Source organism: Aneurinibacillus uraniidurans (assembly GCF_028471905.1).
Classification (GTDB): Bacteria; Bacillota; Bacilli; order Aneurinibacillales; family Aneurinibacillaceae; genus Aneurinibacillus; species Aneurinibacillus uraniidurans.
In genome coordinates, this window is the sequence record NZ_CP116902.1 from 2,177,479 (window position 1) to 2,192,330 (window position 14,852).

The window sequence follows — 14,852 nt, forward strand, 5'->3', positions numbered from 1 at the left end:
TATCTGCATGGTCCCATTATAAGAAGACGGTTTTAACTGCTTCTTACCTATTTCTTAACAGTTTCTTAAATGCCATCCCAAACGTCGTCTTCTCCCACGGCATGCTTTTCACCCATATCCTTCCATCGTTCTTTTCAACGAGAGCTCTGGCGATCGCAAGGCCAAGTCCACTGCTCCCGCTGTCCAGATTCCTCGATTGGTCGCTGCGATACATTCTTTCGAACACATGCCCAAGATCCGCTTCTACAATACCCGGCCCACGATCCCAGATAAGCAGCTCATATTCATCATCATGTTCAACAAGCTCAATCCCGAGCACGTTTCCTTCTTTTCCATGATGAATCGCATTTTTAATCAGGTTGCCCGTAATGCGGAGCACACTTAGACGATCGGCGAGAATAAGACAGCTTTTATCTGGAATAAGAACCTGAAGCTCCATCCCTTGTTTTTTCAGCTCAGGCAAAAACTCGATGAGCGTCTCCCTCGTTAGTTCCGCAAAATCGAGCGGCTCCATTTTTTGTGGCATTTCGTCCGCATCCAGCTTCGCCATCGTAAATATTCCATCAATTAACTCCTTCAAACCGTTCGATTTCCGGGACAGAATCGCAAGGTACTCCTGCCTCTCCGATTCGGAAATGGCGATATCATCCCGCAGTGCATCGACATAGCCAATCATAGATGTAAGCGGAGTCCGGATATCGTGTGAAATACTGGACAACAGTCTTCTTCTGGCTGCCTGAGATTTACTTGTCTCGATCCGGTTGCTTTCTAACTGTTCCAACAATTCATTTACTGAAAAAATCACTTCATTCCATATGTAATCGTCCCTAGCAAGTAGTCTTGTCTTCAAATTCCCGTTCATAGCTCGTCTTAGCTCCCCGGACATATGTTTTAGTGCTGTGCGGGAATAGCGCCTGATCCAAAAAAGAAGTCCCGTTGTAACACAGAGCACAGCAAATAACGCCCATCTAAGCATCCCGGGCGTCTCGTCATAAAATTCAAGAAACACAAGAGCGGCGATGACGATGGATTGAACGAGCAGAAGAATGAGCTGTTGACTATGCTTCATCTTTTTCACCCGTGAATTTATATCCGATTCCCCAGACTGTTTGAATGAATTGCGGATTAGAAGGGTCCGCCTCTATTTTTTTACGGAGCTTTCTAATATGCACCATCACGGTGTTATCGTCTTCGATATAACTGCTGCCCCATACATTGCGAAATAGCTGTACCTTTGTAAATACTTGTTCAGGATGGGAAGCAAAAAACTTCAATAGTTCAAACTCTTTTGCTGTTAGAGAAATTTCTTCTCCATCAATCGTCACTGTGTATTTTTTTAAATTAATCGACATTCCTGTAAATGTAATGATCTCATCTTCCTGTGCATTTCCATTGTTGTTCAAAACGAGAAATCTCCGCATCAGTGCCTTCACTCTTGCAACTACTTCATTGATGCTAAACGGCTTGGTAATATAATCATCTGCCCCTATGCTCAGGCCTAAAATTTTCTCTACTTCCTGATCCTTCGCTGTGAGCATCACGATCGGAACATTTGTTTTATTCCGCAGGATTCGGCATACTTCAAGCCCATCCACCTTTGGCATCATAAGATCCAATATGACAAGGTTATAGTTATTTTGATCAAACAGCTGGAGTGCTTCTTCTCCGTTCACGGCAACGTCTACCTTGTATAGCTCTCGTTCCATATATTTTTTCAACAATTCTCGAATCTCTCGTTCATCATCTGCTATGAGCACTCGAACGTCTTCCATACCTCATTCTCCCCTTATTTTTCCCCAATTCCTTAAGTCCTCTCATACCCATGCATTAAAAAACCGTCATCGTATAAAATGACGGCAATGTAATGACAAGGAGTATATTGTGCTATTTTAGAAGCGCGAAAAATTCCGGTTTCAAACTATTTTTTAGTTTCGCTACTGGAATGGCGAATTCCGGTTGTCCCGCTGCATACGGTGCAATTTCATACGATCCGAAATGAATGATAATTTTCCCTTTTTCTAAAGAGAAGCTTTGCGCATCTGAAATGGATGTGAATGTATACCAATCCGCTTCGTTTTTCTTTGCCTGGATTTGCTTGCTGATTTCTTTGTTAATAATGGACTTATACCCTACTCCTGGCTTGAATAGATCAGCCAGTTGTACAGATTTCGTGTTCGGTTTATTGACAATGTTGTAGTATGTCGTATCACTATTTCCGTGTGCACCACCTGTAAATTCATACTGCGAAATAGCAAGCGATAGTATACTTCCTGTTTGTTTTACTTTATAATCCGCGAGCAGTTCATACGGAGTAAGCGGCCATCCATTCTCTTTGGCATCCGCTGCATATTCCTCTGCCTCTTTCTCCATTACTTCCTTGCTTTTCATCGCATTACGCAGCAAAATGTCGTTTAACTGCGCTTCATATTTTTTATCTTTCAGACCGGATACAATCGGAATTTTCATATCAAGATGAAGATCTGGTGTTTTACTCGAAACGTGCTTGGTTGTAACCTTGACTGCCTCTGTCTGTTTTTGTTTCGCAACAGACTGGGTCGCATATGCAGATGATGCTGGTATTAGTAGTCCGGTAGCGCTGCCTCCAACTACAATGCTTGCTATCACACCAATATGTAAAGCGCTATACCACTTATTTCCCATATATATCAATCCTTCCACTCCTGCATTTTTTGATTATATGTAAAATAGTATAAAAAATCCATAACTTGATGCTGCTCATGTGTTCCTCCTCAAAAGTTTTGACGAATTTCTCACTTAATTAGAGGGAAGGTGGCTAACTCTTCCCACATGACCTTCCGTATGATCTATATAAACTGGCACGTTACCGATTTATGGGGCAGGAATAGACCCTACGCACAAAAAAAATAACTATCAGCGCGCTGAATAGTTACGAACGAAAACCTAGTATTAAGTAATTCATAAAGATTACATCAACTTATACCGATATAATTCGCCTAAAAGTGGATAATCAATACTCGTGTTAAATATATCTACTTAAATAATTGTGCAGACCATTTTTTACCCTATCTAACGATTCATTCACTTCGAGTCTTTCATCATAGTTATCACACCAAATAAAATAATCTGATAACCCCACTCTGGGGGTATTGATACTTTTATATATCGCCCCTAATTCAAGCATCAATTCATTATATTGCTTGACATCCCGTGTTTCTTTTAAGCAATCATCTACTAATCTAATTGATATTTCCACCTGACTAATAATGTACTGTAATTCTTGATCATTCTCTGCTTTTATTATTTTCAACAAGCGATTATATAAATCATATATTAAATTTAGATTTTGTATCACTTAAATCTCACCTAATTTAACTTATTGTTGTTTTTTAGGGATTTTTATGGCATAAACCTCACATTTCACCCCTTATCGATCATCATTGATTTACCTTACACAAAACAACAAACTGAATAGTTACGTTATTTTTCCATTCGTTCTCTGAACTTTACTCATTAATTGAACTGTTATTTGATAACCATTGTCTAGCTTCTTCTCCTATAAAAACTATTGGATCTTCTGGAGTACCAACATTAATGCTTTTTATAAAATCCTCTTCTAGACTATTTATCCCTTCAAGTTTTGCTCCCTTCAGCAATACTTCTTCAAATGTTGAGGTGCTTACATCGGCATTTTGTAAGTTAGCATCACGAAAATCTGTTTGATAAAAAAGCGCATCCACTAATGTGACGTTCCTTAAATCAGCTCCGAGAAATACTGTTTCAATGCAATCACTTCTAGCAAATCTTGCATTTTGCAGGTTAGCATTCATAAAATTTGCATAAGATGCATCTGCTTTATAAAAATCTGCATTTTCTAAATTTGCATCTTCAAATGTTGAAGAACAAATTACCGAAGCAAACAAATCCTTTTTAAATAAATTCATACCGTCAAATGTGCAAGCTGTCAAATAAGCTTGATCTAAGGGATAACTTGTTAAGTCTATATTACGAAAGTCTACTTCATCAGCAGCTAATTTACTCCCCATTTTGCCAACAGTTTCAATCCATATTTTATGTGATTCTAAATGGCGAATTATTTCCCCTTTATTAAAAACGTTCATAAATTATATGCTCCTTGTTAGGGATACCAAATAATTCTGTCTAATATTCCTGCTTCTTGAATTGCTTTTTCCAATTGGTTGATATGCTTCTTAGTTAGGCTTCTTTTCAATACATGTCATAATGTACGTGCAAAGTAATCGGGGAATATTAAATATTTTCTAAATTCTATGGGGTATATTATTTGAACCTTTCTAAATCATAATATGGATTTAATATATTATCCCCAACCTCATCAATCGTTTCTAATATTTCTTTTAATATTAACTCATCTATATTTTTGTGTTGACTTATTGACTCTTTAATTTTTTGGAAACAATTCTCTAGTCCGAGGTTTACAACAATTGAAAGAATTATATCCACATCTTCATAAGAATCAGTATTCCATAGCCTACAAAGAACCTTGTCTACATCGTTTCTTACTTCGCTTTCCAATAACTCATAGGTCATAACTTGTCTATCCATCAATTGACTAGTAATTAAAAATAAATTCCTTTTGTCTATTTTTTTTAGTGTGAAATCATTCAATACATCCCGGAACATCAATGCTAATGTTTCTACTGGTAACACATCGGGTAACTTCTCAAACTCTTCTAGATTCATCATTTCCCCTCTTGGATTTTCTCACCTATTATTGGTGATATTTTCCCAAAAGAACTAGACTTATACCCATGTGCTGATACTTGAGATTCAACTAAATCTAATACATCGTAATATGCGAAGTTTGAACCCAACCTGTAAAATTTGTCCTCGACACTTTCGTCTAAAGATATAATTAAGGTTTCATTGTACTTTTCCTGAATAAGCGTAATTAAATCACTTAGGAAGTATTTGAACTGTTCATCCATTTTAATCTACTCCTTAGAATACCTTCAAAAATTTCTTTTTGTCCCATCTTCCTTTGAATGTCAGAAGGCCACTTTTTATTTATTAATACTTCCTGTTGCCTAGGGTCTAATTTCTCAAAATGCGGATTATATACGAATTCATGACTTACAAAGCTTTTAATACAGCCATGGGATGGCATTTTGCTACAACCTCTGCTAAATTTGCTCCGACAATAGAGTCAATGATTTGATCTACATCTTTATAAGCTTGCGGACATTCATCTAATATCGCATCTAATGTTCTATGATTAACAAGGATTTCTTCATCAGTCCCCACCTTCATTGATTGACTAAACTCGTCAACAGTTATCATTTGTTTTGTTGCTTTACGAGAGCGAACACGTCCTGCCCCGTGACAAATTGAGTAAAAGTTTTTTACTCCCGCATCCTTCCCGACCATTATATAAGACGCTGTTGCCATACTTCCTGGGATAAGTGCAGGATGCCCCGTTTCTTTATATGCTTTAGGATTAAGAAAATGCCCTGCCGGCAAAGCTCTTGTTGCGCCTTTGCGATGAACTAGCATGGGTTGATTCTGATGAAACTCTTTTAAAGCATAGTTATGCATTAAATCATACAGAACAGAGAACCTCACTTCTTTGTTTAAAGCCTCGCTAATTCCTTTTTGAACCCCATAAGCAATCAAGTGACGATTCGTTACTGCAAAGTTTAAAGCAGAGTACATTAAATTAATATACTGCTGGCCTTCTTGAGTATTGACTGGCGCATATACAAGTTGTGGATCAGGATTACTTACTCCCCACGCCCCCATAATGGCTTTAAACGAATTTGTATATATTCTACCCAACGAAGCCCCCCAAGCTCGGCTACCACTGTGAATCATAATCACGATTTGACCATCAAACAGTCCCCATTTTTCTGCTGTTTCTCTATTTTTCGGGTCGATCTCAATTGCTTGTAATTCAATAAAATGATTTCCGCCGCCAAGCGTCCCTAGTTGTCCTTTTGCTCTTGCCCACGACTTTTCAGGTACGTCATTTAAATAGTCCTTGTTATAGTTGAATTTGGATGTCTCTACTCGATCAGACATCCCATCAATGTAATATTTTTCAGGCAATGCATGAACGCCCTCTGTCAACACATCCTTTAAATTAACATCATCATAGTTTGACGTTGTTTTTTCGTTTGTAGGAACGTATTTTTCAATAGCGTCGATCATTGCACGTCTCGTTGATTTATCTTGAATATCATCTTTAGTCAGGTTTGTTAAATGAACACGCATTCCGCAACCAATATCAACTCCCACAATAGATGGGCTAACAAATCCATCATTCATGCTCCAAACTGCTGTAGTCCCAATGCAAGTACCAACCCCTACATGAGCATCAGGAGTATATGACATATATTGAACACGTGGAATCCTCAAGTTATTATCCGCCATTTCAAATATTCTTGACTCCATGCGATCAAAAACGGTTTCATTCGCAAAAATATGTAAACTTCCGTGTTTTAATTTTGTTTCTTTGTGGTTATTACCGTGATCTATAATGGACACCAACAAATCCTCCTTTTACCATTTTTGTTCTATTATACATTTCTATGTTTCTACCTTAATTCCTACTAACAGGTAAAGTAATCTTAAGCAACATGTAATTATTTGTATTCTATTTCCTAGCACTTATGCTTGTTAGTAGAAGGGAAGGTCACTCATTCAGCACTGGTAGCCCCTAGATGAGCAATTTACCACTACATAAAAAACGGCACACAATCCTTGCTCAATCCTCCAGCTACATATTTCATACCACTCCTGTCAGCAAACGCTACCCCATTCAACTTTCAAACCCATGCATGTTATACTAAAAGAAAAGGCAGGTAATCGGATGGAAACAAGGTGGATGAAGTTATACGTGGATTTCGCTTTCAAAAAACTATTCGGTTCCGGGGAAATGAACGCATTCTGATTGCGTTTTTGAATGCCATGCTAAAACCACCGACAGATAAACGAATTACAGGGGTTACGATTCTCGACAAGGAACTCGGTCGAGAGCATCAGGATGATCGGAATGCATTTTTGGACCTTCATGCGGAGTTGGACAATGGAACGAAGATCAATATCGAGATTCAGGTCACGAACGAGCACAATATGACGAAACGGACGTTGTATTATTGAGGACGTACGTATATGGAATGCTTTCAGAAGGACGAATCGTTTGACAAGCTGCCCCGAACGATTTCGATTTCCATCATTTATTTCATCTTGTTTCAGAAAGAAGCTACGGACCGGTACCATTTGACGTTCGATGTAATGGAGCGAGAAGAAGGCTTTTTATGGGATGACACGCTGGAGATTCACTTGGTGGAGATGCAGAAACTGGTCAAGTTATGGCGAGAGAAACGAATCGGGTTTGGCGATGATGAAGTGCTGGAATGGTTGTTGTTACTAGAAGCGGATGAGGACGCAGGACTTCGTAAAGAACTGGAGGGACGAGCAATGGACAATCCGGCATTACAGGAAGCGATGGAGAAATGGGAAGACTTAAGCCGTGACCCGAATGCAATTCGAGAGTATGAAGCACGTCATAAGGCGATGATGGACAAGTTGGCGGCGGAAGCAGAAAGTGAGCGGAGACAGTTCGCGAAGTATGAGGAAGGTAAAGCGGAAGGGGAACGCAAGCGTGCTCAAGAAATTGCCCGAAACATGTTGCTAAAACGTTTGGACGTAAATATGATTGCCGAAATGACCGGGCTATCTGTGGAAGAAATTAACCAACTACAAAAGAACTAGAAACCAGGGGTCTCCCTGTGTGTTGATGCTGGCACACAGGGAGGCCCCTGGTTTTCATGACGACGAGACAGCTCGATTTAGAATACTTTTTATTTTCGCGCTCTCGGTTCGATGTGTCCAAAACTCATCAAGTATTTACTTTTTAGGTCTATATTTCTCAGGCACATTCAGCACATACATTTCATTAACGCCTGGACCTCCTACTGTACTGAACACGATTTTGTCCCCCTTTGGCGACCAGTCAAGCTCAGCTACATCATAGTTTAAAATATGTTCAGGGGGAGAAGAACCATCACGCGGAACAATATAAATGCCGTTTTTCTCTCCAGATGGTCCACCTCGGTACGCGATCCAACGTCCGTCGGGAGACCAGGTGAGACTCTGCGTAAAATCACCTTCTTTTTCAACCTTATATAATAATTTGGATGTATGGGTTACAAAGTCGTACACATAGACTCCACTGTCTGCATAAGCCATCACCTTACCGTCTGGAGACCAGGCAGACTCGTAGCCTTCTATTATTTCCGTTTTTTTATGAGAGTCTACATCGTATAAATAAATACGCCAGTCTTCGTCATCCATACTGACTAGCAATTCATTGGATTGATGGGGATTACGAGATATTTTACCGATAATCGGTAAATCTTCAGCTAAAATCTTATTTTCGAGATTTCGTATATCAATTCTTCGGAGACGCTGGTCCCAACCAAAACGTTTCGATGGATCCGCATCGCAATATAAAATTTCTTGTGATTTATCCCAATTTAAAATTCTATCAAAATCATCACCTTTCAGTAGTTCTTTGGGTAAACTTCTATCCGAATCCATAATCCATATACTTCCATCGTAATTGTACGCTATCTTTTCACCATCTGGAGACCAAACCGGATTGTTATAGTACCCTCTTTTATAGGTAATATTGGACATTGTTAGACCATTTATCACTTTAGAAGAATTTGACTGTCCGCATCCTATAAAAAAAGTAAAAAGCAGAATCATAGCTCCTATTCTCATCCATCTACTTTTTTTGCTTGGTTCAAATAATTTTCTCCATTCTTTTTTTGTAGAGTCAGGCTCTAATCCCCAATGAGGATAAACTGCCCGATCGTTCCAGGTAGCGGGGTACTTCTTCGGATAAGCCATAAGAGCAGCCAGAATATTATCTCCATCGATCATGCCCCCTATCCATCCATTATAAGAAGCAAGATTTATCATTTCAGTACCCGTCACTCTGTACAGTACAGAATTTATAAAAGCGGCTTCCGCAGGAGTCTCGATTGCTATTATACCCGCTTCATCAAGTTTTTTAGTAGCGTCAACAATGGAGTAGTTATGGGCCAACCATAAATATCCACTCGTTTCTCGTAAAAAAGAGACTGCATACACTGACGCAATCTCTCCTCGTTCTCACTCTGCCTCAAAATAATACCAGTTATCTTTTATTTTTTTTGTTTTAGTTAGTCCTCCCTTCCCCCAGCCGTCTGGATCCTTTCCATCTCTAGTAAAAACAACCCCATGTCCAAATCGTAATCCTGTATCTTTCAATGTGAAATATATCCCATTTCCGCTATCATCATTAATATATTGGTAATTACACTTTCTAAATAGATACAAGATATCGCGTTTCACTTTCTTATCTGTTACTTCTACCTTCTTTTGCTCACTTGTTGATACTATTTTTACAACTAATTGACCATTTATTTTTTCTGCAAAAAATTTCCACTTTCTGTTTTGCTATATTCCACAACGTAAGATATGATGTTTTGAAACCGTTGCTCCTGATCGTTGAATTGCTCAATTACAGTCTCTTCTGCCATTTTAATTCCTACTACATTAGCGACTTCTCGATACATAACAGGAACGATTTCCATAACAAACCATACCCCACACAAGAAAAGTATTGTTACGAACATATATTTTATTTTCTGCTTGTTCATCGTCCTTTTAACTATTTCCTCTTATCCTCACATACTAGCATTAAAATAAATCTTCCATAGGAATTTGATTGTAAGCAGGTTTATGATCTAGATATGTTTGGTATAACCAATTAACCCCTCGTTTCAGGAGCCGAAACGTAGGCTGTTTTCTGGATCGTTTGGGCTTTCATCTTATTTTTCAATTTCCCAATCACTTCATCCTGATTAAGATTGCTTTGTAATCGCCTTGCCCCGGTTACGACCTTCCCCTTCATCCAATTCCGTACCGTCTTCTCTTCTTTCCCTGTCATACCCGCAAACGGGATACAAGCCGTAAGCATACTTCCAAGTGCAGATCCCCCTCCCCCACTCGGAATCATACTCGCCGCCTGTAAAGCCAGGTTCGCACGATCCGAAAATCCAGACTTTTCCTCTGACTTTTTCTCTTCTTTCGCCGCAGGCATAACTACAGGTTTCTTCAGCGAACCTTCAATTCGGAGACGCGAACCACGGATGTCGGTTACCCCATCCATCATAATACTGCTAGAACCACATAATAAGTACACCTCTTCACCAGCCTGAATAGCCAGTTTCTTATTTAAATCCATTTCGATATTTTTATCGGATGTGAACACAATCGAATGATCACTATGGATCTCGATTCCTTCTTTCTCATGCAGCTTAACAAAGAGCTGACTCTCTTTGTTCTTCTTAGCAGTCAGAAGCAGTTCCGTACCATTCATCTTGATCTCTTTCCCGTTATTGGTTCCCCAATACTTCGTACTCGGATCTACGGTCTTAGGATTTTGCTGTCCTCCTTTTCGAATAGAACGAACGACCAGCGCTTCGTCTTCCTGGCTGCTTGGAATGTACAATTGTACTACATCTTCAAGCTCCGGCATGCAGTACCAGCCACTGTTGCCTTCAGCAGTATAAGGAGTAGCATATGAAAACCAATAGGCTTCCTTCTTCTTCTGCTCGGGATCGATATCTAGGTGGATACGTACCATATCTTTCTTTACATCGATAACCTTCCCTTGCAGAGAAACACCTGAAATCTGGCTGTTTACGATAAAATTCTGCCGAATCCCTTTTTCAGGCGTCAGTATGTATTCATGTGTGATCATTCCATCTCTCATCATCGTAACCGACTGGGATACTTTCCGTTCTGTTCCCTTGAATGTAACCGGGTCGCCTATAGTAAAATACTCGTGGGTCTCAATCGTATAGCAGGAAAAATCTGCATCGGCTACACCACTATCGTAGTTTTCGCTTGTTTCCCGATAATCTGACAACATTTTCTTTATACTATAATGATGCTCTAACGCTGTTCGTGGTCTTCCTTCTGCCAACCCAAACCAAAATTTCGGGTCTGTAGCTGTAGCATCTGGAATGAGCACGGCTCCAAAATGTGAGGCCATTCGTTTAAGAAATTGCCAATCCGTTTCTTGATACTGAATGATACACTTCTGTAGTGCAGACGATTTCGATGCAGTATCGATGTAGTCTGCATCTGGATATGCTGTAAGAACTTGTTCAATAAGCTCCGTATATAGCATGTCCTTGTTTTGGAAAGAACGGCTTCGTAATTTACTGTCCATGCTACACGTATGCGACAATGCTTCGATTTCAAGATAATAAATGCCTCTTACTGTGGTAATTCCCACACTCGACACAAGACCCGCAAACAGCGAGCGTATGACCGCACCCTCTTCCACCTGATTCACTTGTACGGTATCCGTACGACTCGCCATTTCAATGTACTGGTCATGTTTTTCTTCTGGAATAATGGCTTTGACATAAAGCGTAGCATGGTCATTTACGGTTTTGATGATTTTGATTTCACTCAGACTTTTTACCTCATACGGTGATATCAGTTGAACATTTCCATACCCAGTCACTTTTGCTTTCACAGGCTTCCTCCTATCATGCAAATCTATACATTCCTATGCGCTTGATCTATTTGGTTTAGTCTGTCTCAGCTACTTGCTTAGCCTCCTTGAATGCTTGTATATCTTGCGAGAATGCCACTTCCTCCATATCTTGATAGCCGGTAAAAAATACGGTCTCGATTTGTTCATGATTAAATAAGTACGACTGATTCGGATCAATGTTTCCTTCTGGATATAAGCAAGCAATGTAATCCCATATTTCCTCACTGTCTGCCTGTTTCTGTATTCGACCATAAATCATGACTCTTTTTGCTCCGCCTGTTAGAAGCACAACGGAGCCGATCGGTAATAATGTATGCAATCTTATCTCCTCCCTCCATTCATCTACTCCCTCTTATATACATATATCGGTTTATTTGTTTATAAAAGTAAGATTAAATCCGAATGGTCTTCTAAAAAATTAGGAGGTTATACGTTACTGCTGTTTGCCAGATTTCGTCCCTCTAACAAAAATTCCTCTGTTGTTTGTTCCATATCCTATCGCTCCTTTATGATTTGTTTTTCCTTTTGTTCCTAGCACCAATGCTCAATTGTCTAAGCAATTAAGTCAGCCTCTCCTGTTACCTTGGTCTATTTTGCTATTGACTTTCTCCTCCCTTTTTTTGATTTTGGACATGCAAAAAAGGCTTACTCCTACTCATGGTTCAAGTTGGAATAAGCCTTTAAAAGTTTATCAAGTGTGTTTGTCAAGTTATTTAGTATTTGGTTTGTTGGTTGTATTATACGATCTAAGCGTTAGATATAAATCTCCTATCTATCGTTCTATGTACGTTGTTGCAGTCGTATTTGAAAAAACCGCAAGAAAACGAAGATAACAAGAAACAGGTTGATTATGGTGGTATCTCACCACAATCAACCTGTTCAACATAACGCTATTGCGTTAAATAGGGTATATTTTTGTAGCTTATGTGCGTACATCTCAATTCAAGAAAACTTCCTACAGGTATAACAAAGGTTATGTTGGTGATGATGAGGTAAAGTGTTTTATTCGGCACTGAGTAGCCTCACCGAATAGGTTATCTTTCCTCTCTACACAGATGAAGATATTGACCAAATCCAGGGAATGAATCCCAATTTTTCTCAAGAGTATCGCTAGTCTCACGTTCCTCGACTGAACCTGTGTTAAAATCCCTCTTTTCCATTGCTATATAACCATCTTCTCGGAAGCCCAAAATCAAACTACTTACTTCCTTGTCAGTTTCATCATCATATTCCCAATACATGGCTGTTCTTAAAAAAAGTTTACCATCACTCACAACTTCAAAATCATAATTTAAATACTTACGAGTCAGTTCATCATAAAACCCCACCGAAACCCATTCTTTCGTCACATTTACAATATACTTAGGTTTTTCATTTTCAGTTAACACTGCCGTATATGGTTGATTTTTTTGATGGTGTAAGTATGCAGTAGGTTCATCAAAAATGTTCCAAGGCTTCTTTTTAATGTCTGACCACTCGTCGCAATAATATATTTGCATAATCAATTGTACACCTTCCCGTTAATATCCCTAATAATAATCTTATTTTTCGTTGCCTCATCAAGAATTGCTTGTGGGATTGTTTTGTTTTGAACTGGTATTTCTAATATCAATTCACCTTTAAGTTGACTACCTTTAAGAGCATTCGGATTAAAAGGACCATTTGATATTTTCGAACCCGATGAGTATTTTTTGGTAAGTTCTCTTAAATAGCCTATCGCTGTGCTTTCCTTAACTTCGCTTAGTTGTGTAAACTTTCTCGATACTATTTCCTTATTGGGAACATATGAGTCAACTACATACTTTTTGCCACCGAATTCTTGTGCTTTCAACTCAACTTCATTATAAGGGTAACGAGGACGATTTTCCTTATTAAATTTATTTCCGGCGTCCCATCGCTCCTTAAGCCAATCTGGCAGAGGATTCTTTTTAGTAACATTTTCACCCGTCCCCTAAGTTGTAAAGCTACAACCTCATAAGGGAAAGGTGGGTACTCTAGTAGACTGGCCCCACCTTCTATTCTATCATCCTGCCTTCTGCTGTTCCGCTACAGGAGCGACATATGCGGTCTTGTGCTTCATCATGCCGTAGATGATATTAACAAGCCTACGCATGACACAGATTAACGCCTGACCTTTCGTTTTCCCTTCCGCCAGCTTTCTATGGTAATACTCGTAGAAGAAAGGGTTACGTGGCATCTTGCTTCCTTTTGCTGTCTGGACTTGTTGAACCGCTAACGAGTAAAAGAGTCCGTGTAACACTCGGTTTCCCTGTCTGCTTTTCTGGTTTCGTCCTTTTCCGCCCGAACTGTAGTTGACAGGGGCAATCCCTGCAAATCGAGCTAACTTATCAGGACTCGAAAACCTACGAATGTCGCCAATCTCTGCGACCAATGCGGAAGCCGTCACAAGGTTTATTCCCGCCATGGTTTCCAACTTGTAATCAAGCTGCGTCATCACCTTACTGATGGCTTGTTCCACCTCTGCAATTGCCTTTTTCTTAAATTGGATGTCACTCACCATGCTCTGAATGATAAAATCCCGTGACTCTTGATACTCTCGTCTCGTATCTCCGTCTGCTTCCACAAGCGCAAGAATCTCTCTCGCTTTCCGAGTGGAACAGGCTCTGGCACTTGCCTTTAAAAGAATCTCCCTCAGCTTCTCTTCTGTCACCCCTGCCAAGCAATGCGGGGCGGGAAAGCGACTCCAAAACACCAGTGCGGTTTTTCCGTCTATCTCCGAGAAGAACTTATTATAGCTGGGATACTGATAGCTTAACTGCATGTGCAGTTGATTCTTACAAGCGGACAGGCTTTTCACCAGCGCATTCCGTCTGGCAACCAGTTGCCCGATTGTCCAGTAAATATCCTGTGGGTTCGCATCGGGTAGTGTATCCAATTGGTTTAGCAGTATATGTGCCACACATTCGGCATCCCAACTGTCGCTTTTCTGCGTAGTCGGATAGCTTTTCCGTTGGGCATATGATAAAGCGGAGTTCACTTCCTTTACCATGTATCCGTTGTCTTTTAGATAGATGGCTAACGCTCTACCGTACCCGCCCACATCTTCCAAACCAAACACAGGAGTCAATTCTTCTTTCTTCGCCAACTTCTTGACCAGCTTTACAAGTTGAGGAAACGCACTTGGCTTGTTTTCAAATGTCAGTTCCCCCTTCTTCTCATGCCAGCAGTTAATGACTACGGCTGTATGCTGGTGTTTATGTAAGTCAACACCAATGTACAAATGCTTGAGTTTATGATGCACAAGACTTCA

Annotated in this window: 15 protein-coding genes and 1 pseudogene; 1 reads left to right on the top strand and 15 read right to left on the bottom strand. The window is 39.8% G+C overall.

Annotation, left to right across the window (positions count from 1 at the left end; genetic code table 11):
• Positions 1 to 43 precede the first annotated feature (43 nt).
• From PO771_RS10865 to PO771_RS10900, 8 genes are all read right to left on the bottom strand, one after another.
• Complete coding sequence (locus PO771_RS10865; RefSeq protein WP_272559696.1) at positions 44 to 1,069, bottom strand: sensor histidine kinase; 1,026 nt, start codon at positions 1,067 to 1,069, stop codon at positions 44 to 46.
• Complete coding sequence (locus PO771_RS10870) at positions 1,059 to 1,772, bottom strand: response regulator transcription factor (protein ID WP_272559697.1); 714 nt, start codon at positions 1,770 to 1,772, stop codon at positions 1,059 to 1,061. The genes PO771_RS10865 and PO771_RS10870 overlap by 11 nt, the downstream gene beginning before the upstream one ends.
• Before the next feature lie 112 nt (positions 1,773 to 1,884).
• Positions 1,885 to 2,661 (bottom strand): DUF3298 and DUF4163 domain-containing protein, encoded by a 777-nt coding sequence (locus tag PO771_RS10875; protein ID WP_272559698.1) that lies wholly within the window; start codon positions 2,659 to 2,661, stop codon positions 1,885 to 1,887.
• A 340-nt stretch (positions 2,662 to 3,001) separates the two neighbouring features.
• Positions 3,002 to 3,334, bottom strand: a complete 333-nt coding sequence (locus PO771_RS10880; protein ID WP_272559699.1) for a hypothetical protein — start codon at positions 3,332 to 3,334, stop codon at positions 3,002 to 3,004.
• Positions 3,335 to 3,485: 151 nt separating this feature from the next.
• Positions 3,486 to 4,100: a pentapeptide repeat-containing protein gene (locus PO771_RS10885; protein ID WP_272559700.1), complete on the bottom strand. Its 615-nt coding sequence runs from the start codon at positions 4,098 to 4,100 to the stop codon at positions 3,486 to 3,488.
• 178 nt (positions 4,101 to 4,278) lie between these two features.
• The gene (locus tag PO771_RS10890; RefSeq protein ID WP_272559701.1) at positions 4,279 to 4,704 is read right to left on the bottom strand and encodes a hypothetical protein; all 426 of its coding nucleotides are present in this window, start codon (positions 4,702 to 4,704) and stop codon (positions 4,279 to 4,281) included.
• Entirely contained in the window at positions 4,701 to 4,946 is a 246-nt protein-coding gene (locus PO771_RS10895) for a hypothetical protein (protein WP_272559702.1), read from the bottom strand. The genes PO771_RS10890 and PO771_RS10895 overlap by 4 nt, the downstream gene beginning before the upstream one ends.
• 145 nt (positions 4,947 to 5,091) lie before the next feature.
• Positions 5,092 to 6,501 (bottom strand): RtcB family protein, encoded by a 1,410-nt coding sequence (locus tag PO771_RS10900; RefSeq protein ID WP_272559703.1) that lies wholly within the window; start codon positions 6,499 to 6,501, stop codon positions 5,092 to 5,094.
• Positions 6,502 to 6,837: 336 nt separating this feature from the next.
• Between PO771_RS10900 and PO771_RS10905 the strand changes: the two are divergent.
• Positions 6,838 to 7,731: pseudogene (locus tag PO771_RS10905) on the top strand (Rpn family recombination-promoting nuclease/putative transposase).
• 135 nt (positions 7,732 to 7,866) lie between these two features.
• On the opposite strand, the gene PO771_RS10910 reads toward PO771_RS10905, so the two are convergent.
• The 7 genes from PO771_RS10910 to PO771_RS10940 form a co-directional block, all read right to left on the bottom strand.
• On the bottom strand, positions 7,867 to 9,117 hold the full coding sequence (locus tag PO771_RS10910; RefSeq protein WP_272559704.1) for a TolB family protein: 1,251 nt from the start codon (positions 9,115 to 9,117) through the stop codon (positions 7,867 to 7,869).
• Positions 9,118 to 9,428: 311 nt separating this feature from the next.
• Complete coding sequence (locus PO771_RS10915) at positions 9,429 to 9,668, bottom strand: hypothetical protein (RefSeq protein WP_272559705.1); 240 nt, start codon at positions 9,666 to 9,668, stop codon at positions 9,429 to 9,431.
• Between the two features lie 110 nt (positions 9,669 to 9,778).
• Positions 9,779 to 11,560: a contractile injection system protein, VgrG/Pvc8 family gene (locus PO771_RS10920; RefSeq protein WP_272559706.1), complete on the bottom strand. Its 1,782-nt coding sequence runs from the start codon at positions 11,558 to 11,560 to the stop codon at positions 9,779 to 9,781.
• A 55-nt stretch (positions 11,561 to 11,615) separates the two neighbouring features.
• Positions 11,616 to 11,900, bottom strand: coding sequence for a DUF4176 domain-containing protein (locus PO771_RS10925; protein WP_272559707.1), 285 nt, complete (start codon positions 11,898 to 11,900; stop codon positions 11,616 to 11,618).
• A 715-nt stretch (positions 11,901 to 12,615) separates the two neighbouring features.
• Positions 12,616 to 13,080 carry a hypothetical protein gene (locus PO771_RS10930; RefSeq protein ID WP_272563142.1) on the bottom strand — a complete coding sequence of 155 codons (465 nt, stop codon included), beginning with the start codon at positions 13,078 to 13,080 and terminating at the stop codon, positions 12,616 to 12,618.
• Between the two features lie 2 nt (positions 13,081 to 13,082).
• Positions 13,083 to 13,412, bottom strand: a complete 330-nt coding sequence (locus PO771_RS10935) for a hypothetical protein (protein WP_272559708.1) — start codon at positions 13,410 to 13,412, stop codon at positions 13,083 to 13,085.
• Positions 13,413 to 13,604: 192 nt separating this feature from the next.
• Entirely contained in the window at positions 13,605 to 14,843 is a 1,239-nt protein-coding gene (locus PO771_RS10940; protein WP_272559709.1) for an IS110 family RNA-guided transposase, read from the bottom strand.
• Between the last annotated feature and the right edge of the window lie 9 nt (positions 14,844 to 14,852).